Raw genomic sequence first — 20,932 nt, forward strand, 5'->3', positions numbered from 1 at the left:
GATATTTGATCAGGACAGTTCATGTCAGCGACATTGGCCGGGTGCGCTCTGTCAATGAAGATTCAGTCTGGATCGGCGTTACGCGTTACGGCTACACACTTGGCATCATAGCAGACGGAATGGGGGGGCATTTGGCGGGCGACACGGCAAGCAGGCTCGCTTTGGAAACGATTAAGGACACCCTGAATAATCTGGGACCTGATGTTTCCGGCGAAGAACTTAGTGCGACGCTCTCTTCAGCCATTCTGAAAGCCAATGATACTGTTTTCAAAGAGGCATCCAGTGACGAGAAGTACCATAATATGGGGACTACAGTCGTTGCTGTCTTGCTGAACGGGTCAAACGGTTTTATTGGCCATATTGGAGACAGCAGAGCCTATATGATAAGAGACGGTAACGCAGTCCAACTAACAGAGGATCACACGCTGGTCAATGAGCTGTTCAAGAACGGCCAGATCAGCCTGGAGGAGTTAGACAACCATCCGCGGAAGAATGTGCTGACCAGAGCGCTGGGCACGGATGCGGAGACCTCCGTCGATTTGGCCCCTATCAAGCTGGAGGCAGGGGAAGTGCTGTTACTGTGTAGTGACGGTCTGAGTAATTTCGTCAGCACAGAGCATTTGGCGAAGGTAGCGGGAATCCATGAAATCTCGCTGGAAGAACGGGCGGATCGCCTGCTGCAGTTGGCCCTGCTTGCCGGTGGCGGCGATAATATAAGCGTCGCTATGTTAGAACATCAAGGAGAGGCCGCAGTGCCCGAAACAAAGGAGTGGGGTAGATGATCGGTCACGAGTTGGGAGGCCGTTACCAAGTCATCGAACGAATCGGTGGAGGCGGCATGGCGCTTGTATACAGGGCCCATGATATTTTATTGAACCGTAACGTCGCCATCAAAGTGCTGCGCAGTCAGTTTGTGCATGATGAGGAATTTATCCGCCGGTTTAGGCGGGAGGCGCAATCTGCCGCATCGCTGTCTCATCCGAATGTGGTCAGCATTTATGATGTCGGGCAGGAAGATGAAATTCATTATATCGTTATGGAGTATGTAGAAGGCAAGAACCTGAATGAGATTATTAAGGAGCGAGCTCCGCTGCAGGTAGACGAGGCCGTGCGCATTGCCTCCCAGATCTGCGATGCGCTTGACCACGCCCATCAGAATCAGATCATACACAGAGACATCAAACCTCATAATATACTTATTGGGCGCAACGGACGTGTCAAGGTTACGGATTTTGGTATTGCACGTGCGGTTACATCCACAACAATTACCCAGACAGGCTCCGTAGTGGGTTCGGTGCATTATTTCTCACCAGAGCATGCCAAGGGAGTAGCTACAGGGGAAAAGTCAGATCTGTACTCTCTGGGGATTGTACTCTATCAAATGTTGACAGGCAGTTTGCCGTTCCTGGGAGAAAGCCCGATCAGCGTAGCTCTAAAGCACCTTCAGGAGGAATTCGAGGAGCCGAGGCTGCTCAACCCGCTGATTCCGCAAAGTGTGGAGAACGTGATCTTGCGGTCCATGCGCAAGAACCCGGAGGAGCGCTATCAGTCAGCCAAACAAATGCTGCAGGATCTGGAGAGCTGTCTGTTGCCTGAACGGCGCAGCGAGCCGAAGGCCGAGTTTCAGGATGACGATGATGAGGACAAGACGCGGATTATTCCAGCCATTAAGCCGATTCAGAGAACACAAGGCAACCGGGGTGGGAACGCAGATAGAATGCGCCATTCCGACGAGCCGGAGGTTCCGGTATCTAGCGGCAACAAGAAGTGGGGCCGTCCGGCACTCTGGATCGGATTAACACTTCTGATTCTACTCGCGATGGCGAGTGTAGTGTGGTATGTGAATGCGAAACTGGTTATCCCTGAGGTGGCGGTACCAAACGTCATTAACCTGTCACTGAATGATGCCAAGGTGAAACTGTCCGAGGTGGGAATCGAGGTCGAAGAACCGGTCACCGAGGTTTATAACCCTAACTTCGGGGAAGGCATTGTCTACAAGCAGAGCAAACAGGAGAATACGAAGGTCAAGAAGAATACAACGATTCAACTCACGGTCAGTACGGCCAAGCCGTTAACTAAAATGCCGGACCTCTCGAACCATACCTTTGATGAGGCTGTCAAAGCTTTGCTTGATCTGGGTGTAGCCCAGAATCGCATTTCCCAGGATACACGTACAAGCTCTGATGTGGCGGCTGGCAAGGTTATTACCCAAGATCCGTTGCCTACAAGTGACTTTGACCCGGAGGCGGTGCAGGTTACGCTGATTCTTAGTAAAGGTGAGGAAAGCGTTACGATGCCAGATCTCATCAACTTGACGGAGAAGGAAGCCAGAGCGAAGCTTGAGGCAGTGAAGCTTGTTCTGGAGGAAGTCAAGGAAGAGGCGAGCTTCTCTGTTGACAAAGGCAAGGTCGTTAAGCAGTGGCCTTATGATAAGGGGGTTCCGACTCCTCCTGGCACAAAGATTACCATTACCTTGAGTACAGGATACCCACCAGAAGCCTTGAACTACACGTATAATCTTCCGGTTGCGCCGACCCAGGAGGGTAAGAAGACCAAAATCCGTATTGAGTATGCGGATGCCCGCAACAATGGTGAGAAGCAGGAGTGGGGTACCCGGACGATTACTAAGAATCAAGTACTCTCGATTAACATGTTACTCGCTCCGAACAAAGATGGAGTGGTCTTGATTTATCGTGATGGTGAACTTTACGATACGTATCCTGTGTCTTATGTGGATGCTAAGAACGGTACGGTTCCTGTTCCAACGTTGCCAGAGCCGACTCGAACACCAGACCCGACCCAGGCGCCTACGGAACCACCGCCATCTGAGCAGCCGACGAGTGATCCGGCTATCGCTCCCGAGCAGGGGGGCAATAGTACCGGCAACGGCACTGGTAACAACGGTGGCGAGAACGGTTCGAACGGAACTGGGAATGTTGATCAGACGGGCTTCGTGCCCGGCAATGGGCAGCAGGGAAACAGTGCAAAGCATGTTGCCAGCAACAATGGCAAGAACAAAGATAAGTCTTGGAAACATAAAGATAATAGAGGCCATTAGTAGCTGACCAAAGGTCAGTAGCTAGTGGCAGAGCGAGATGACCCGGGGGATAACAACTTGGGTCATTTTCGTAAATTTCAGGAGAGGAAGGCTCACTATGTATGCCTGAAGGTGTAATTGTTAAGGCTTTGAGCGGTTATTATTATGTAAAGCCGCTTTGTGACGGACTCATCGTCTCTGAGGAGACGTCGGTGCAGTGTAGGGCCAGAGGAATCTTCAAGAAAAAAGGAATATCTCCTCTGGTAGGCGATCGTGTGATTTATGGTTTGACGGAGAATGGCGAGGGCATGGTAGATCAAATTCTTCCCCGGGATTCAGAGCTGATCCGGCCGCCTGTGGCCAATGTTAAGCTTGCTGTGCTATTATTCTCTTTGCGTGAGCCGGATATGAACCTAAACCTGCTCGACAAATTCCTGGTGCATATAGAGCATTCTGGTTTGGATACGCTAATTGTGCTGACTAAGCAGGATTTGGCGGCAGGTGACGATGAAGCGACAGCCACGGTGAAGGCCCTGTATGAAGAAATCGGTTATGAAGTATTGGTAACGAGTTCGCTAACAGGTGCGGGCAGCGAGGAGGTTCACAGACGGCTCGCAGGAGGAATCAGCGTGTTTGCCGGACAATCGGGTGTGGGTAAGTCAACCCTGCTCAATCGGATCGTTCCCGGCCTCCTTCTGGAGACTGGAGAGATCAGCCTGCGGCTGGGCCGTGGCCGCCACACCACCCGTCATGTCGAGCTAATGGACATTGGGGGCGGAGGCTTTGTAGCGGATACCCCAGGTTTCAGTCAGCTCGATTTCCTGGAGCTTGGTGTGGAGGAGTTGTCCACCTGTTTCCGAGAGTTCGCTCCATATGCGGAAGCTTGCAAGTTCCGCGGCTGCAGTCATCTGCATGAACCGGGCTGCAAGGTAGTTGAAGCACTGGAACAAGGGGAGATTGCCCCGAGTCGCTATGAGCATTACAAGCTGTTTTTTAATGAAATGAAAGATAAAAAGCGGAGGTACTGATCATGATTATTTTAGCCCCATCGTTGTTATCCGCGGATTTTGCCGCACTTGGAGCAGAAGTGAAGGAAGTACAGGACAGCGGTGCTGACTGGCTTCACGTCGATGTGATGGACGGACGTTTTGTCCCGAATATCACCTTGGGACCGCCAATTGTCGATGCTGTTTCCAAGCATACTTCATTGCCGCTGGATGTACATCTTATGATTGAGAATCCTGAACGTTATATCGGGGATTTTGCCAAAGCGGGAGCCGCTGTTATTACAGTACATGCTGAGGCTTGCGTGCATCTTCATCGTGTGATTCACCAGATCAAGGAATTGGGACTCAAAGCGGGCGTAGCCATTAACCCGGGTACACCGGCATCTGCCGTGCGTGAAGTGCTGGAGGATGTGGATTTGGTGCTGGTAATGACTGTGAATCCAGGCTTTGGGGGACAGGCCTTTATACCGAGTACTCTACGCAAAATCCGTCAAATCCGCGAATGGGCCAATGAAGTTCATCCAGATTTGCTGATTGAAGTGGATGGAGGCATTGCTGAAGCTACGGCACCACTGGTTGTGGAAGCTGGCGCAAATGTACTGGTCGCAGGTAATGCGGTCTTCGGTAGAAGTGACCGTGCAGCGGCTATCGAGTCGATTCGAAACGTGGCAACACAGGCCAAGCTATAGAATACACTGTTCAGACTGCTGGTATAGGCCAAGTCTGCAGCGCATAAATATGGTTACATGAGCAGAAATCTCATGTAGCCTTTTTTTTCGTCGTCTCCGGCGTGAACCTGAGGCAAGCCAAAGGAAGGGTCCAAGGTTACGGAGAAATTCTGGCGATTGGGAGAGGTCTGCAGGATGTAACCGTCAGCGAAAGAGAATATAAAGTCTCCTACCGTACGGCATGAATTGATGGGAGGGTAAACCATGAAATTTTACACGTTCAAACTGCCAAAGTTTTTAGGAGGTTTCGTTAAGGCGATTTTGAATACTTTTCAGAAGAGTTGAGGCTGTAAAAGAAAAAAAGACATGAAAAAAAGCACCTTACATATGTAAAGGGTGCTTTTTGCTTGATATGAGATATCGCTCGATCTAAAATGCTAAAGACTAGACGCGCTCAACTTTACCGGACTTCAAAGCACGGGTGCTGACATAGACGCGTTTCGGCTTGCCGTTCACGAGGATACGGACCTTTTGAACGTTAACTCCCCAAGTGCGACGGTTGTGGTTGTTCGCGTGAGACACGTGGTTACCACTGCCCGGCTTCTTGCCTGTTACGATACATTTACGGGACACAGATTACACCTCCTTGTTACTTACACCTGCATAAAACAATACTTAAATATAATATCACAGTAAAAAATGCTTCGTCAACCGCTCAAAAACATTTATTTCTTTAGTCTCTTATAGTACAATATAAATTAGTGTATTATGTCCAGTTGATCTAGTGTTGATTAGGCATGAAGTTAGGAAGGGGAATTCTCATTGAGTAAGCGTTCTATCAACGGAACAGATTTTACCGCAATGGTACTCACCGGAGCGGAGAAGCTGCAGCAGCATGCAGAGCACGTCAATTCGTTGAATGTTTTTCCGGTTCCGGATGGAGATACGGGAACAAACATGAATTTGACGATGACCGCAGGCGCGAATGAATTGAAAAGGAATAATACGGCTTCTATTGGCCAATCTGCAGGTGTACTCTCGAAGGGCTTGTTAATGGGTGCCAGAGGGAACTCAGGCGTTATTCTCTCCCAGTTGTTCAGGGGGTTCAGTCGCTATGCGGCGCAGCACGATGAGCTGAACACACAGCAGTTTGCAGCGGCGCTGCAGACCGGAGTGGATACAGCATACAAGGCAGTTGTAAAACCTGTAGAGGGAACAATACTTACGGTTGCCAAGGAAGCTGCGCGGCATGCGGTTTATTTTGCACGACGCACCAATGATGTGACAGAGCTGATGACGGAGGTATTGTCCAAAGCGAAGGAAGCGCTGGCGAACACGCCTGAACTTCTGCCTGTATTGAAACAAGTCGGAGTAGTAGACTCCGGTGGACAGGGGCTTGTCTATATCTACGAAGGTTTTCATCAGCACCTGACCAGTGGAATCACAGGTATAGCTGCTCAAGGACAGGCTACCATTCCTGCACCAGTTGCAGTGACAGCAGGTCTGATCAAACCAGAGCCTAATTTGGCCTCGGTGCAGACATCTGCACAATCGCAGCTTTCCACAGAAGATATTGAATTTTTATATGATATGGAATTTTTTATAAACCGTCAGTTGGGCGGTTCCGCGAGAGCAATTTTTGATGAAGATGCATTTCGGAAAGCGTTATCAGTGAATGGGGATTCCATCATCGTTATTTCGGACGATGAAACGATCAAAGTACATGTTCACTCCAAGGCACCTGGCGAAGTGTTGAATCTTGCTTTACTTTATGGGGAGATCACCCAGATTCATATTCTTAACATGCGTGAGCAGCACCGGGATTTGCTGACAGCGGGTATGGACATTGCTCCGATGCCGGACGTGTTTGCCGATATTCCGAAGGAAGAGGTCAGCATACAGGCTCCGGCTGTGCCACCTGCCGATGATTTGGCTCCATACGGATTCATCGCCGTCTCTTCAGGCGCGGGAATCGCTGATATTTTCAAAAGTCTTGGTGTCGATGTTGTGCTGGCAGGCGGACAGACGATGAATCCAAGCACCGAGGATTTCGTAAATGCCATTTCTTCGATTTCTGCGAAGCATGTATATATATTGCCTAATAACTCTAACATTGTATTGGCTGCGCAACAGGCCAAAGAGCTGCTTGATGGTGAGCGCGAGATCACTGTAATTCCGAGCAAGAGCATTCCGCAGGGGATTTCCGCAGCTTTTGCATTCCAAGAGGATGATGCGGTAGATAGCAACACAAGCAATATGCTTGAAGCTATCGCACAAGTGAAGTCCGGACAGGTTACACATGCCGTTCGAGATACGCTCTATGATGAGCTGGAGATCAAATCCGGTCAGTTTATAGGGATATCCAACTCCAAAATCGTGGCTGCAGCAGATGATTTGCTAGCTACGAGTCAGGCGCTCCTAACCAACATGCTGGAGAACGGTGACGAGATCGTAACGATCCTGAGCGGCGAAGATGCACAGGAGGAAATCACTGAAGCGCTTAGCGAGTGGATTAGCTCTGTGTACCCTAATGCAGAAGTAGAAATTCATGAAGGTGGACAGCCGTTATACTATTACTTGTTCTCCGTGGAGCCTTAGGCTGGACCTATTCTGATGGATAAAGTGAAGTAGGATGTTCTGATTGATTGCTTTGAGGGCTGACCAACTATAGTTTGGGGAGGAAATTCATGAACCGTACCATAATTGTCACTGACAGCACATCAGATATTCCACCGGCGATGGCCGAAAAGTATGGCATTGAGGTTGTGCCGCTGACATTAATGTTCGGTGATCAATCCTACCGGGACAATGTGGATATGACACCGGAGCAGTTTTATGAGCGTCTTCCCAGCTCACAGAAGCTGCCGACTACTTCGCAGCCGTCACCGGTTGAATATATGAATGTTTACCGCAGTATTTTGGACCGATACCCGGATAGCCCTATTCTGTCTTTTCATATTTCGTCGGGTCTCAGCGGTACCTTTCAATCCGCTACGCTGGCCAAATCCATGTTGGAGGAGGACGGGGAAGTGATCACAGTCGTAGATTCCCTGTCTGCCTCTTATGGGTTCGGAGTAATGGTCGTACATGCTGCCAGACTAGCGGCAGAGGGAAAAGAGCCGCAGGAGATCCTTAAGGCAGTGGAAACACTACGTCAGTCCCGTAAGTTGTATTTCCTTGTCGATACGCTGGAGTATCTGCAAAAAGGAGGCAGAATCGGCAAAGCATCGGCCATTCTTGGCACACTGCTCAATATTAAGCCGATCCTGTCCATTGATGCTGAAGGCATTATCTATGCAGTGGAGAAAGTAAGGGGCCGCAAGAAGGCCGTTGCTCGTATGATCGAGCTGTTTAAGAACGATCTACCGGGCGTGGACAAAATCAATGTGGCCGTGGGACATACCGCAGAACCGGCTTCTGGTGAAGAGTTCCTGAGTGAACTCGACCGGCATTTTACGCTTGAGGAGAAAGTGCTGACCAACATTGGCCCTGTGGTAGGCAGCCATGTTGGGAACGGAACGCTGGCTGTATTTATTTGGCCCGCATAATGAGGGATGAACATGACACTTTCTTTGAATGAAGTTGAAGTGAAAAAAGTAACTGGCGTGAGTGCTCAAAAGCAAGGCGAGCTTCACGCCTTTGGCATCTTTACAGTGAAGGATCTATTGGAGTATTATCCATTCCGTTACGAAGATTATCGTCCGCGTTCTCTTAGCGAAGTCAAGCATGGGGACAAGGTCACGGTGGAAGCCAAGGTGATTGGTATTCCGGTACTTCAGCGCTTTGGTGGTAAGTCCAGACTTAGTTGTAAAATGGTCTCGGAACCGTTTATGTTCACGGCTACCTGGTTCAATCAGCATTATATCCGTGAGCAGCTAACCGCAGGCCGCGGTATCGTGCTATCCGGCAAATGGGATCAGAAGCGCAGTCAAATTACTGTGACGGACTATGAATTTCCGGACCGTGGAGAAGGAAAGACGGGAACCTTGCAGCCAGTCTATTCTGTCGGAGGCAAAATTACACAATCCTGGATACGGAAGTCGATTAGTCAGGGGCTGCAGCAATTTGGAGAGTTGATCCCAGAAATTTTGCCGCGGGTAATCTTACAAAAATATGACTTTATGCCACGTAAACGGGCAATTGCGACCATTCATCAGCCGGAAGACAGCCGGGAAGGACAGCAGGGACGGCGCCGCATGGTCTATGAGGAGCTTTTCCTGTTCCAGTTGAAGGTACAAGCCTTCCGTGTGTTAAACCGCGGGAGAATGGACGGAGTAGTGCATACGATGGACAACGCGACGGTTCGGCAATTTGTCCGCAGCCTGCCTTTTGAGCTTACTGACGCCCAGAAGAAGGTCGAGCTGGAGATTTTGCATGATATGCGCGCTGCTTATTGTATGAATCGTCTTCTTCAAGGAGATGTAGGCTCCGGTAAAACGGTGCTTGCAGCTATTGCGCTGTACGCTACGGTGAAGTCCGGTTTTCAGGGTGCGCTGATGGTGCCTACTGAGATTCTCGCGGAGCAGCATATGCGTTCTCTTACGAGAATGTTTGAACCGTTCGGCCTTACTGTAGCGCTGCTGACAGGAAGTGTGAACGGACGCAAGCGCAAAGATCTGCTGGCTTCCTTGCAGATGGGAATGATTGATGTGGTGGTAGGCACCCATGCACTGATCCAGGAGGATGTTTTCTTCAAAAATCTTGGTATGGTAGTCACTGATGAGCAGCACCGCTTCGGGGTCAACCAGCGCAGTGTGTTGCGCCGAAAAGGCTATAACCCGGATGTGCTTACAATGACGGCTACTCCCATACCGCGTACACTGGCCATTACTGTTTTTGGCGACATGGATGTGTCCACGTTGTCTGAGCGGCCAAAGGGACGTGTACCGATCACGACTTACTGGGTCAAGCATGATCTGATGGAGCGGGTTTTGAATTTGATTCGCCGTGAAATCGACCAGGGCCGGCAGGCGTATTTGATCTGTCCGTTGATTGAGGAGTCGGAGAAGCTGGATGTGCAGAATGCGATAGATCTTCATATCCAGATGTCCCAAGCCTTCCCGAACTATAGGGTCGGGCTGCTGCACGGACGGATGACACCCGGGGAAAAGGATGAGGTGATGCGTGCGTTCTACAGCAACGAACTGCAGCTGCTCGTCTCTACCACAGTCGTGGAGGTCGGCGTCGATGTACCGAATGCCACCCTGATGGTTATTATGGATGCAGACCGCTTCGGGCTCTCCCAGTTGCATCAGCTGCGGGGCCGTGTGGGCCGGGGCCAACATGCTTCGTACTGCGTGTTGGTGGCTGATCCGAAGTCGGAGATTGGACGTGAGAGGATGACGGCTATGACGGATACCGATGACGGCTTCGAGGTGTCGCGTCGCGATCTCGAGCTGCGCGGGCCGGGGGATTTCTTCGGCACCAAGCAAAGCGGACTGCCGGAATTCCGTTTGGCGGATATGACGGCTGATTTTGAAGTGCTGGAGCAGGCCCGTGACGATGCTGCCAGCTTGCTGCGAGAGGCTTCCTTCTGGACTTCTCCCGACTATGCGCCGCTACGGAATTATTTGCAGAATGAGCAAATTTTTCAGGGGGATTTAATTGACTAATTAGGCACATGGGACAAGGCTCCCTCATATACTTTGAAAGACTGGATATGACGGGAGGTGCTGCACTTGGGTTACCAGCAATATGGAATCAGTCCCCAACTCGTTGATCGCATCAAGGTCAAGATGAAGAATAAGGCGGTCAAGGAACGCATTAAAACTATGATTACCGGAGTTTCAAAGAAAGAGCTGCAGGAAACGATGACTGTCCGCAAATTAGTACGCAATTCATCTGCTGTGCTCAATGAGAAACTGACTTCTGCGCAGGAAGAGCAGATTGTAAAATTTGTGATTGCGCAGAAAATAGACCCGAACAATACGTTTCACCTGATCCGGCTCTGGGGGATGTTCCGTTAAGGCACCTTAAGTCAGGTCAGCTCTTCTTCACAGCAAAAAAGCGTTCCCTGTCAGCCTGACGGGGAACGCTTTTTTTGACTTGCAAAATCTGAAATGCTTTTAGCCTACTAACGCAGGCGCTATTCTTTCTAGTCATTTAAAAATAATTCTGCGTCTCCGGGCGCTCTCGGAGGATTTGAAAACAATCCGTGAGTCAGGATCAGCCTTACGGATCAGTTCGGATAACACGTTCTCCTCTGTTCTGTCCGTGAGGCAGAACAAGGTGCCTGGCTGGCCGTCATGCCCACCCTCGCCAATAAGCGCCGCCTCTCGGTCGAGTTGCTCCTTGAGGACCCGCTGGATGTCTTCACAGCGGTTGCTGGTAATCCAGGCGGACCTGGAAGGCGATAGCCCGCGTAGAGAGAGGCGCACGCCTTCAAAGGCCAACAGGTAGGCGATGATGGAATACATCGCCTGATCCCAGCCAAAGAGGGCTCCTGCTGCAAACAGGATGGCGCAATTCAGCAGCATGATTACAATCTCATAAGATCGGGGCGGTCCGCCGCTCAGCAGAGAGTAGCCCTGATCGCTGGCGCTGGCCTCTTGATTCATTCCGCCGAAGCGAACGGAGATGCCGACTCCAAGGCCAAGACAGATGCCTCCGGCGATCGCGGCGGGCAGTGGATCGCCGATAATGGCCGGGAACTGGTGTAATGCTAGAGAACCCATCGTAAGGCAGGCCAGCCCCAGTACTGTATAGAGAGCAAACCGCAAATTGAGTTGTTTGCGAGACATAAAGATAAAGGGCAGATTAAACAAGAACAAAAACAGTCCAAGCCGCATTTCTGTAGTATGAGCAAATAGGGCAGACAGCCCAGTGATACCCCCAACAACCAGGCCGTGGGGCATCAGAAACAATTCGAGGCCAACTGCGGCCAGAAGCGCGCCTGCGATGACAGCGAGAATACGAAATCCTTTGCTGCCTGGGCGCCTCCGAATGCCGGCGAAGCCAGTCTTCATAAGTATTCCTCCCTTCAGCAGGGAACATTTTATTTTATTTAGTTCATCATGTAAGTCTAGTAGGATCCACGAATTTTGAAGTGAATTTTAGCGGGTCCAGCCATTGTCGCAGTAACCATTTATAGATTTGCGGACAGAAAAGTATACAGAGCACAGGCAGTATAACAAATTCAGGGGCTGGGACGGTGTTCCCTGATGGCTTTGTTTTTAACACAGGTGTGGTCATGTCGTTATAGGGCTTCAGGCGTGCATGAGGCATGCTTCTGCGTTCATAACGTTCGGACTCGTAATTCTCTGCTTCCTGTTCGCTGCTGTTAAAAGTCTCGAAAGACCAAGCAGGCGGAAGGGTCAGAGAAAGCACCACACTGAGTGTAATATTCAACAGCCAAACCAATACAAAACGGCTTGCAGATCGTACCAAGGGAACACCTCCTTTCTGCATATATTACTAAAAGCATAACATACGTTCTGAGATTGCTCCAAACCCGATTGCGAAAAAACAGGCCTTTCGAACGATGAACAAACGAAACCGAGCTGCAAAAACCGCGTAAGCTGTAGTAATGAACGCATTAATGATAATTTTTTGAATAGGAGGGATGGATTTGAACAGTTGGGACGGTTTTCATAAGCGAAGTTTCTTTGAAGAGTTTCTTGGGGATGCCCCTCCATTCTTCAAGATTTTCTTTCTGATCTTTTTGCTTGTTTTTATTTTTATAATTTTTAAAATGATACAGAACTGGTTAGTATACAAAGCCAGACCATTGACCACAGGGTATTATCAAGCTATTGCTAAACGCAGCGAGGTATGGGGAGGTTCAGGGGAGCACAGCGCCAGCACTAGTTACTATGTGACCTTTGAGAATGAGGGAGGCAACCGTGTAGAGCTGCAGGTTCCGAATTCGGCATACGGATATATTATTGAAGGTGATGCCGGAGAGTTGACCTACCAGGGGACAAGATTCAAGGATTTCCAACGGCAAGGAAGCAGATCTGGTTCACGGTTATAGAGCGAGTGGAGATTATGAAGCTGTTCTGTTATTAAGTGAAAAAGGGAAGGCTCGGGGGTTAATCTTCCCGAGTCTTCCCTTTTTGTGATCTAACCACACTCACTACAGCACCCGCTGCATATGCAGAATCACATTGCTCCAATAGCCGGTATCCAGTTCGCTGATCTGGACACCGGGATCGCCCCAGGTGTGGATGAACTTTCCATCGCCGATGTAAATGCCGACATGACCCGGTATGGCATTATTTTCGAATCGTCCGGGAACGGTGAAGAAGACCAGATCGCCACTTTGCAGTTCGTTCCGGTTCACACGTGACCCCAGATTATCCTGATCCTTGGCCAGACGGGGCAGATTTACCCCGAATTTCTTGAAGACATACTGTGTAAAGGAAGAACAATCGAACTTTTTACTTTCTTCATAAGGGGCAGCTCCGAATTCATAAGGGACCCCTAGAAAGGATTTGGCGTACGACACAAGCTCGCTGCTCTGCGAAGGAGAGAGACTTTGAATCTTTAAGGGTCTGGCGAGCTGGCTCTGACCTTCTTCAATCGCAGTATCTTTTACTGTTGGGGTTGCGATATTAATCTCCCCGGTGTACTGGTTCCAGGCCACTTTCGTCTGGAGTAGCTTGGAAAGCGCCTTGGGCGTAATATAGATCTGGCCATTGCGGAGCTGAGGAGCATCGCTCAAGGAAACTTTTTCACCCAATGACAAGACTTCGGTTGAACCAGGACGAAGCTTGTACATCACATCAGTGTAACCTATGCTGGTATATCCATCCGGCTTCTTCTCGTCCTTCATCTGGTAGCCGATGGAGGCAATAGCAGGGGAGAGAGGAATCCAGAACTTGCCGTTGGCGTCGGTGACCTTGGCTTTCTCATAATAGCTGGTAGCAGGTGATCCATCGGGAGTAAGCGATCTTACTTTTGCGGTTTCCTGGGGCTTATAATAGCCACAGGCTGTGCAAGCCAAGACAGTGCAAAATATAAGGGCGGCTACAGCCTTATTTTTTTTGAAATTTCTCATCATATCACACGCTCCATATCGTAAGCTTTAGTGTTAAGTTTGCACAGGAAGCTTTTTTTTATGTGAGCTCAAGTCAGTTAATCCATTCCAACCTGCTAAATGAGTGTCAGCTATTCTACATATTGGATGCGATTTTGTTGGGATATTGTTAAATATGAGCGTGTTATATGTGATTGACGGATATACAACCTCCATATAATATAAGTTTAATAGATTGGCATGCATCTTTGTGAGATTCGTGTAAGCTTTCGCTTTAGTGCATTCATCTATAAAAGCGATAATGCTGTACCACTACTTTCGATGCACGCGCTGATACTGTACAAGAAAAGGGGTCATCTAATGAAGAAAAAGAATATTTTGCTAAGCTTGAGCATGTGTATGCTGCTTGTGGCAGCTGGTTGTGGTTCTAATAGTAACAATGCGGCCGTCAATTCTGGGACTGGTGGTAATTCCGCAGGAAGTGCTGCAACCACGGAAACTACGGGCAGCGGGGATGCCAAAACCTACAAGATCGCCATTTCGCAGTATGTTGAGCATCCATCGCTTGATGCTACACGTGAAGGGATTTTGGCTGCGCTTAAGGATGCTGGAATAGTTGAGGGCGAGAACCTGAAGGTGGATTTTGAAAATGCCCAGGCCGATCAGGCCAACAACTTGTCCATTGCTCAAAAGATCGCAGGGGATAACAATGATCTTGTACTGGCGATTGCGACACCTTCTGCACAGGCGGTAGTACAGTCTATCAAGAACGACACCCCGATTCTGTTCGCGGCAGTAACGGACCCGCTTGATGCGAAAATTGTTAAGGATCTCGATCATCCAGGCGGAAATGTCTCTGGGGCATCCGATACAAATCCGGCAGCAATTACTGAGCTTATGGATTTCATTGCGGCACAATTTCCGAATGTGAAGAAGCTGGGTCTCGTTATTAATGAAGGAGAGCCTAACGCAGTAACCATGGCGGGAATAGCCAAGAAAGCGCTCGACCAGCATGGCATAGAGCTGGTGAAAGCGGCGATTACAAATACTTCCGAAGTGAAGCAGGCTGCTGAATCGCTCGTTGGTCGTGTTGATGCGTTGTATGTCACACTGGACAACACTGTGGTGGCGGGGATTGAGCCAATCATCCAAACGGCAAATGCCAACAAGCTTCCGTTCTTCTCAAGTGATCGGGATACGGTCGAGAAGGGCGCTTTTGCCACAGTAGGTTTCAAATACTTTGACCATGGCTACCAGGTTGGACAGATGGCTGCTGAAGTGCTGAAGGATGGTAAAAAACCGGGGGATATGAAGGTCAGCATGCAGGAAAAACTTGATGTTATTCTGAACTTGAAAGCGGCAGCAGCACAGGGCATTGAGGTTACCGACGCGATGAAGAGCGCAGTCAAAGACCCAGCTAACAGCATTATTCAATAAGACATGACACAAGGGGGCGGTTCTGAAGAACGCCTTTGCCGCTTAGGGAGGAAGTCAGCGATGATGAATTCGATGCTTGGTGCTACGGAACTGGGCTTACTTTATGCTTTTATGGCTTTAGGGGTATACATTACTTTTCGCATACTAGATTTTCCGGATCTTACGGTGGATGGAAGTTACACTACCGGTGGCGCAATAGCCGCTGTTATGATCTCGCACGGGTATTCGCCTTGGTTGGCAACGCTGGCAGCATTGGCCGGAGGGATGGCCGCAGGCATGTGTACGGGACTGCTGCATACCAAGGGCAAGATTAACGGTCTCCTATCGGGTATCCTGATGATGATTGCCCTGTATTCGATTAACCTGCGTATTATGGGCAAACCCAACGTGTCGTTAATGGGTGCGGATCTGATATTTGGCTCTGTGAATCCGTTGCTCGTCATGCCGTTTGTAGTTCTTGCCATAAAGCTGCTAATGGACCTGTTCCTGCGCACTGACCTCGGCTTAGCCCTGCGGGCGACCGGAGATAACGCGCGGATGATTCGCAGTTTTGGGGTTAATACAGACAATACTACGATTCTGGGCATTAGCTTATCAAACGGACTGGTGGCACTGTCAGGTGCGCTAATCGCTCAATACTCCACCTTTGCTGATTCCTCCATGGGGATTGGGATGATCGTCATCGGTCTGGCCTCAGTAATTATCGGCGAAGCGATCTTTGGCTCGGGGAGTGTATTCCGGGCAACACTGGCAGTCGTTCTGGGGTCCATCGTCTACCGGATCGTAGTCGCACTGGCCTTGCGAGTGCCGTGGCTGAATGCTTCGGATCTTAAACTCATTACAGCCGTTATCGTTATCGTGGCGCTGGTATTCCCTTCAATTCAGCGTTACTTGAAGCAGAAGAATGTTGGACGCAAGCGGACAGAAGAATTGGCTGAGCAAGCACTCCGCAGCAAGAAAGGGGGCGCTCTCGATGCTTAAACTGGACAATGTCTCGAAGCTGTTTAATCCCGGCACATCTGACGAGAAGATTGCTCTGCTTGGTATTGATTTGGAGCTTCACCCTGGTGATTTTGTTACGATCATCGGGAGTAATGGGGCCGGTAAGTCCACGCTGATGAATATTATTTCCGGGGTAATGAAGCCCGATCTTGGCGAAGTGCTGATTGAGGGCAGTTCAATCAGTAGCCTGCCTGAGTTTCAGCGTAGCCGCTGGGTGGGTCGGGTCTTCCAGGACCCGATGGCAGGCACAGCACCGCATATGACAATTGAAGAGAATCTGGCGATGGCTTATAAAAGAGGTAAGAACAGAGGAATGAGCTTTGGGGTTAATGCGGCGAGACGGACGATGTTCCGCGAGCACCTAGAGCGTCTGGGCATTGGCCTGGAGAATCGACTACGGGCCAAGGTAGGGCTGCTGTCGGGCGGGGAGCGGCAGGCGCTCAGCCTGCTGATGGCGACCTTCACGCAGCCGCAGATTCTGCTGTTGGACGAGCATACAGCAGCGCTTGATCCCTCCCGTGCGGAGCTGATCACGAAGCTGACGGAGTCCATTGTCCGCGAAATGAAGCTGACCACCTTGATGGTCACCCATAACATGGAGCAAGCGATTCGCCTGGGGAACCGGCTGATTATGATGGATAAGGGAGCGATTATTCTTGATATCGATGCCAGCCGGAAGCAGGATCTGACCGTGGAGCGCCTGCTGGGAGAATTCGAGGTTATTAGCGGGCACAAGCTGGCAGATGACCGGATTGTGCTTGGATAATGATGATTACAACATGTATATCATAAGCAATTAACTACAGACAAAGAGGCAGGGATATAAGGTCCGTTGAGGACTATATATCCCTGCCTTTTTATTTTGTAGAAGATACGCTGCCGATTCATGCACTCGTATGCGAGGTAAAGGTTAGGGAAAGAACTGAACTTGAAGCTTGCAATACGATAAGGAGGATGGTAACCATGGCAGAGAACCAGTTGAAAGGCAAAGTGGCGATAGTGACAGGCGGGGGCTCGGGCATAGGACGCGCGGCAGTGCTTGAGTTCGCCAGACAAGGAGCAAAGGTGGCTCTGTTGGACCGGACGGTGGATAAGGCAGAGAAGGTGAAACGGCAGGTGGAACAGGAGGGTGGCCAGGTTCTGGTCATCGGATGCGACATTGCCGATCCCAAGCAGGTGGAGGCAGCAGTCAAGCAAGCGGCTGAGGTTTGGGGACAACTGGATATTGTCTTCGCCAACGCCGGTATCAATGGCGCCTTGGCGCCGATTGAGACGATGGATATCGAAAGCTGGGATCAGACCATTCAGATTAACCTACGCGGAACGTTTGCTACCGTGAAATATGCAATTCCCTACTTGAAAGAAAAGGGAGGCAGCATCGTGATTACCAGTTCGATTAACGGAAACAGAGTCTTCTCCAATATTGGATTTTCTGCATATAGTACGACTAAAGCGGGTCAGGTGGCCTTTATGAAGATGGCTGCGCTGGAGCTGGCCCAATTCAAGATTCGTGTTAACGCAATCTGCCCTGGAGCCATCAAAACCAACATTGATAAGAATACCTTTCCTTCAGATGATTTAGGTGAGGTGCAAATTCCCGTGGAGTTCCCCGAAGGGGATCAGCCGCTAGAAGAGGGACCGGGAAGTTCAGAGCAAGTCGCCAAGCTCGCATTGTTTCTGGCCTCTGACAACTCCGACCATATCACGGGCACGGAAATTTACTGTGACGGGGCAGAGTCATTGCTACACGGCTAGTCTCGACTAATTCGGGCCGACCTTGCATATGATGAACCGAAAGTCTTTTCCTACCTAAAACGGATTTCCGCCCCGTCAGATTAACGGTGTATTAGGCAGTGCCTGTCAGGGGTTGAAATACCGTTTTTGCTTATAGAAAGGGGGAGGGGTTTCAGTTATAATGGATTATCTGTGAGGAGAGGAGGATACAGGATGGAATTACATATTGAATCGATTATTAAACTCTGCGTGGCCATGCTGTTCGGGCTATTCATCGGTATCGACAGACAGATTAAACAGAAACCGCTGGGAATTCGGACCAGTATGGTCATCAGTATTGCGAGCTGTCTGGTTACGCTCGTGTCTATTCATGCGTTCGATAAGTTCGCTGGACCTGATCATCCCAATATGGACCCGATGCGACTAGCTGCGCAAATTGTGAGCGGGATTGGTTTTCTGGGGGCGGGCGTGATTCTGCGTAGAGGAGGCGATGCGATCTCAGGCCTGACCTCTGCGGCGCTGATCTGGACGGCTTCTGGCATCGGGATCGCAGTAGGTGCAGGATTCTATGAGGAAGCGGCTTATGCGGTTGCGCTGCTGATGTTTGCTGTGAATGCTGTTCCCCACCTGATTAAGGCGATCGGGCCACAGGTGCTTAACAAGCATGAAGTCTCTGTCAAAATCATCATGGAACCCAATTATGTGTTGACCGACGTCATTCTTAAAATTGAGAAGCCTGAAGCCGTCTCGCAGAAGCGACCGAAAGGCTATGTCAGAACCATACGTCGTATAAAGATCAAGGATTTGGATGATGGCAGACAATTGATTGACATGGTCCTGTCTACACCAGACCGGGATTATGCCACGGAAATCTATTATGATATCAAGAAGATTGAGCATGTTATGAGTGTGGAAGTAGAGCAGTTATAAAAGGTCATGTTAACGCTTGCGAAGTTGTGGTAATCTAACAAGTGGAGAGTATTTCTGAAGGTACTGAAGGGAGACTGTACACAATCATGACGATTACAGCATTTGAAGGGCAATATGAAGGCGAAGCCGCCATTTGGCTTAAAGCCGGGAATTATGAAGCAGCTCTACTACCGGGGATCGGCGGCAATCTGATTTGCTTCCGTGATACCGAAAACGGTTACCGTTTCTTGCACGAGCCAGGAGCCGAAGAGATGGAAGCGTTTAAAGCCAGTCCCGGCATTCATGGCATTCCGGTACTATTTCCGCCGAACCGCTACGAGGATGGTAAATTCCCATGGAAGGGACAAACTTATCAGTTCCCTGTGAATGAAGCGGCAACCGGCAATCACCTGCATGGGTTCCTTCATACGGCAGCCTGGGAGGTTGAGGAGTTTGGCAGCAGCAAGACCGAAAGCTATGTTACTGTCAAAATAAAAGTGGATGAGAATCATCCCTCCTATCAATATTTGCCGTTCAACTATACGATCAAGTTGCGCTACAGCCTCGGAGAAGGTGGTTTGTCTCAGCAACTGTTGGTACATAATGACGGCACAGAGGAAATGCCTTGCCTCTTGGCATTCCATACGGCGATCAATGCACCGTTTGCTCCGGGTAGCACCCCACAGGATTACCGAGTGAAGCTTACGCTGGGACAACGTTGGGAACTGAATGAACGGATGCTGCCCACCGGATCCTTCCAGGAACTGCAGCCCGAAGAGCTTCAATTGCGCGATGAAGGCGTAAATCCGTTCTATGCTTCAATGGATAACCATTACACAGCTGTGGCTCAGAATGGGCGCAATCGGATGGAACTGGCAGACAGTCAAGCCGGTGTTACGCTAGTCTATGATGTAGGCACCTCCTACAAGCAATGGATGATCTGGAACAATGGTGCGACAGAGGGCTTCTTCTGCCCTGAACCGCAGATTAACCTTGTAAATGCTCCCAATGTGGATCTTCCGGCGGAAGAGATTGGCTTGTTCAGCTTAAAGGCGGGCGAATATTGGGAAGAGACCAGTCGTTTATATGTAAAATAACAAAGGTTGTTTCATCATAAATAGTATTTGGAAGATAGGTCCTAAGGTCCTGTGGCGAAATAAGAACCGCTCTTTTGAAAATGGGAACAGAGACCCTGTGCCATTAAGAGAGCGGTTTTTTTATGTTTCTATATCCCGCCTATAATGGGTTCTTCATCGCGTTTATAATTCACTGCTTTAAACCGTTATTGTTCATGTGGGATTTGCGTTTTTGCGTAAGATCTAGTTAGTATGAATTTTATATATTAGTAGAGGGGACAGGCTTGCGGTTGATGATAAACCATTGGATAATAGGGTGAAAATCAATCTGTCCCTTCCCGAGCCTAAAGGAGGAGTGGAATGCAGATTCTTGCAATGGTGACCATGCTGATCGATCATATCGGCGCCATCTTTTTTCCGGGCGAAATGACCTGGAGATATATAGGGAGAATTGCTTTTCCAATCTATTGCTATGCACTAGCACAGGGGTACATTCATACCTCATCCCGTTCCAAATATGTACTGCGGCTGTTCTTCATCGCCCTGCTTGCTCAGATCCCATACAATCTGGCCTTGAATCCAGGTGGATGGAACGTCGTATTTACACTCTTGCTTTCGGCGCTTGTGCTGATCGTATTAGACAAACTGCCCAGTCCCTGGCTGGGTGTACCGGTCGTTGCCACTGCTGTGCTCTTGATGGAATATTACCCGCTGGATTATAATGCTTACGGTCTGCTGCTGGTTCTCATTTTTCGCTACACGAGATCGCATGGGCTGGTGCTGGCGCATCTGGCACTCAACATATTCTATCTATTCTACTACGGCTGGCTGATACAAATGGCGAGTCTTGTTCCCACCCTGGCTATTGTATACGCACCGGCCATATGGACAATCCTGCAGCGTCGTCGTGCGCCGCGCTGGGTATGGTGGTCTTTCTATCCGGTACATCTCGCAGTGTTAGCTATTGTGAGAGGGCTAATGAATGGTCAGTGGGTGTCTATAGACTGGATGCAACTGCTTAAGCTGTAGTGGGGCATCATCGACAAGAATAGCGTTTACAAATCTTGGCCTGGTTGAGATAATGA

Annotated in this window: 22 protein-coding genes; 18 read left to right on the top strand and 4 right to left on the bottom strand. The window is 49.6% G+C overall.

Going from position 1 to position 20,932, the window contains the following annotated elements:
* Positions 1-5: 5 nt before the first annotated feature.
* The 6 genes from ACFVRY_RS01330 (at position 6) to spoVM (ending at position 5,057) form a co-directional block, all read left to right on the top strand.
* The gene (locus ACFVRY_RS01330) at positions 6-782 is read left to right on the top strand and encodes a Stp1/IreP family PP2C-type Ser/Thr phosphatase (RefSeq protein ID WP_387496269.1); all 777 of its coding nucleotides are present in this window, start codon (positions 6-8) and stop codon (positions 780-782) included.
* A complete protein-coding gene (gene pknB / locus ACFVRY_RS01335) occupies positions 779-3,058 on the top strand; it encodes a Stk1 family PASTA domain-containing Ser/Thr kinase (protein WP_387496272.1) in 2,280 nt (759 codons plus the stop codon). The genes ACFVRY_RS01330 and pknB overlap by 4 nt, the downstream gene beginning before the upstream one ends.
* Before the next feature lie 101 nt (positions 3,059-3,159).
* Positions 3,160-4,065, top strand: a complete 906-nt coding sequence (gene rsgA, locus ACFVRY_RS01340) for a ribosome small subunit-dependent GTPase A (RefSeq protein ID WP_387496275.1) — start codon at positions 3,160-3,162, stop codon at positions 4,063-4,065.
* Between the two features lie 2 nt (positions 4,066-4,067).
* The gene (rpe, locus tag ACFVRY_RS01345; protein WP_387496278.1) at positions 4,068-4,733 is read left to right on the top strand and encodes a ribulose-phosphate 3-epimerase; all 666 of its coding nucleotides are present in this window, start codon (positions 4,068-4,070) and stop codon (positions 4,731-4,733) included.
* Positions 4,734-4,834: 101 nt separating this feature from the next.
* Positions 4,835-4,957 carry a hypothetical protein gene (locus ACFVRY_RS01350; RefSeq protein WP_387496281.1) on the top strand — a complete coding sequence of 41 codons (123 nt, stop codon included), beginning with the start codon at positions 4,835-4,837 and terminating at the stop codon, positions 4,955-4,957.
* 19 nt (positions 4,958-4,976) lie between these two features.
* Positions 4,977-5,057 (top strand): stage V sporulation protein SpoVM, encoded by an 81-nt coding sequence (gene spoVM / locus ACFVRY_RS01355; RefSeq protein WP_006675261.1) that lies wholly within the window; start codon positions 4,977-4,979, stop codon positions 5,055-5,057.
* A 99-nt stretch (positions 5,058-5,156) separates the two neighbouring features.
* Here the strand turns inward: spoVM and rpmB are convergent, their stop codons facing one another.
* On the bottom strand, positions 5,157-5,345 hold the full coding sequence (gene rpmB / locus ACFVRY_RS01360) for a 50S ribosomal protein L28 (RefSeq protein ID WP_066370676.1): 189 nt from the start codon (positions 5,343-5,345) through the stop codon (positions 5,157-5,159).
* A gap of 189 nt (positions 5,346-5,534) precedes the next feature.
* Between rpmB and ACFVRY_RS01365 the strand changes: the two genes are divergently transcribed.
* From ACFVRY_RS01365 to ACFVRY_RS01380, 4 genes are all read left to right on the top strand, one after another.
* The gene (locus ACFVRY_RS01365) at positions 5,535-7,310 is read left to right on the top strand and encodes a DAK2 domain-containing protein (RefSeq protein ID WP_387496284.1); all 1,776 of its coding nucleotides are present in this window, start codon (positions 5,535-5,537) and stop codon (positions 7,308-7,310) included.
* A gap of 89 nt (positions 7,311-7,399) precedes the next feature.
* Positions 7,400-8,260, top strand: a complete 861-nt coding sequence (locus ACFVRY_RS01370) for a DegV family protein (protein ID WP_387496287.1) — start codon at positions 7,400-7,402, stop codon at positions 8,258-8,260.
* A gap of 12 nt (positions 8,261-8,272) precedes the next feature.
* The gene (recG, locus tag ACFVRY_RS01375) at positions 8,273-10,324 is read left to right on the top strand and encodes an ATP-dependent DNA helicase RecG (protein ID WP_387496290.1); all 2,052 of its coding nucleotides are present in this window, start codon (positions 8,273-8,275) and stop codon (positions 10,322-10,324) included.
* 66 nt (positions 10,325-10,390) lie between these two features.
* Positions 10,391-10,678 (top strand): stage VI sporulation protein F, encoded by a 288-nt coding sequence (locus ACFVRY_RS01380; protein ID WP_387496293.1) that lies wholly within the window; start codon positions 10,391-10,393, stop codon positions 10,676-10,678.
* Positions 10,679-10,810: 132 nt separating this feature from the next.
* Here the strand turns inward: ACFVRY_RS01380 and ACFVRY_RS01385 are convergent, their stop codons facing one another.
* Positions 10,811-11,677 carry a YitT family protein gene (locus ACFVRY_RS01385; protein ID WP_387496296.1) on the bottom strand — a complete coding sequence of 289 codons (867 nt, stop codon included), beginning with the start codon at positions 11,675-11,677 and terminating at the stop codon, positions 10,811-10,813.
* A 46-nt stretch (positions 11,678-11,723) separates the two neighbouring features.
* On the bottom strand, positions 11,724-12,098 hold the full coding sequence (locus tag ACFVRY_RS01390) for a hypothetical protein (protein ID WP_387496299.1): 375 nt from the start codon (positions 12,096-12,098) through the stop codon (positions 11,724-11,726).
* A 181-nt stretch (positions 12,099-12,279) separates the two neighbouring features.
* On the opposite strand from ACFVRY_RS01390, the gene ACFVRY_RS01395 reads away from it, so the two are divergent.
* Positions 12,280-12,684 carry a DUF2500 domain-containing protein gene (locus ACFVRY_RS01395; RefSeq protein WP_387496302.1) on the top strand — a complete coding sequence of 135 codons (405 nt, stop codon included), beginning with the start codon at positions 12,280-12,282 and terminating at the stop codon, positions 12,682-12,684.
* Between the two features lie 102 nt (positions 12,685-12,786).
* Here ACFVRY_RS01395 and ACFVRY_RS01400 read toward each other — a convergent pair whose 3' ends face one another.
* Positions 12,787-13,713 carry a C40 family peptidase gene (locus ACFVRY_RS01400; protein ID WP_387496305.1) on the bottom strand — a complete coding sequence of 309 codons (927 nt, stop codon included), beginning with the start codon at positions 13,711-13,713 and terminating at the stop codon, positions 12,787-12,789.
* Between the two features lie 336 nt (positions 13,714-14,049).
* Here ACFVRY_RS01400 and ACFVRY_RS01405 point away from each other — a divergent pair, with 336 nt between their 5' ends.
* From ACFVRY_RS01405 to ACFVRY_RS01435, 7 genes are all read left to right on the top strand, one after another.
* Positions 14,050-15,126 (top strand): ABC transporter substrate-binding protein, encoded by a 1,077-nt coding sequence (locus ACFVRY_RS01405; RefSeq protein ID WP_387496308.1) that lies wholly within the window; start codon positions 14,050-14,052, stop codon positions 15,124-15,126.
* Positions 15,127-15,186: 60 nt separating this feature from the next.
* Positions 15,187-16,107, top strand: a complete 921-nt coding sequence (locus ACFVRY_RS01410; RefSeq protein ID WP_387496311.1) for an ABC transporter permease — start codon at positions 15,187-15,189, stop codon at positions 16,105-16,107.
* Positions 16,100-16,894: an ABC transporter ATP-binding protein gene (locus ACFVRY_RS01415; RefSeq protein ID WP_387496314.1), complete on the top strand. Its 795-nt coding sequence runs from the start codon at positions 16,100-16,102 to the stop codon at positions 16,892-16,894. The genes ACFVRY_RS01410 and ACFVRY_RS01415 overlap by 8 nt, the downstream gene beginning before the upstream one ends.
* Positions 16,895-17,091: 197 nt before the next feature.
* Positions 17,092-17,883 carry an SDR family oxidoreductase gene (locus ACFVRY_RS01420; RefSeq protein ID WP_387496317.1) on the top strand — a complete coding sequence of 264 codons (792 nt, stop codon included), beginning with the start codon at positions 17,092-17,094 and terminating at the stop codon, positions 17,881-17,883.
* A gap of 192 nt (positions 17,884-18,075) precedes the next feature.
* On the top strand, positions 18,076-18,792 hold the full coding sequence (locus ACFVRY_RS01425; RefSeq protein ID WP_387496320.1) for an MgtC/SapB family protein: 717 nt from the start codon (positions 18,076-18,078) through the stop codon (positions 18,790-18,792).
* 86 nt (positions 18,793-18,878) lie between these two features.
* Positions 18,879-19,868: an aldose 1-epimerase gene (locus ACFVRY_RS01430; protein ID WP_387497715.1), complete on the top strand. Its 990-nt coding sequence runs from the start codon at positions 18,879-18,881 to the stop codon at positions 19,866-19,868.
* 339 nt (positions 19,869-20,207) lie between these two features.
* Positions 20,208-20,876: a TraX family protein gene (locus tag ACFVRY_RS01435; RefSeq protein WP_387496323.1), complete on the top strand. Its 669-nt coding sequence runs from the start codon at positions 20,208-20,210 to the stop codon at positions 20,874-20,876.
* Positions 20,877-20,932: the final 56 nt, after the last annotated feature.

Origin of the sequence: Paenibacillus sp. NPDC057934 (genome assembly GCF_042887565.1) — a bacterium.
Taxonomy (GTDB): domain Bacteria; phylum Bacillota; class Bacilli; order Paenibacillales; family Paenibacillaceae; genus Paenibacillus_AQ.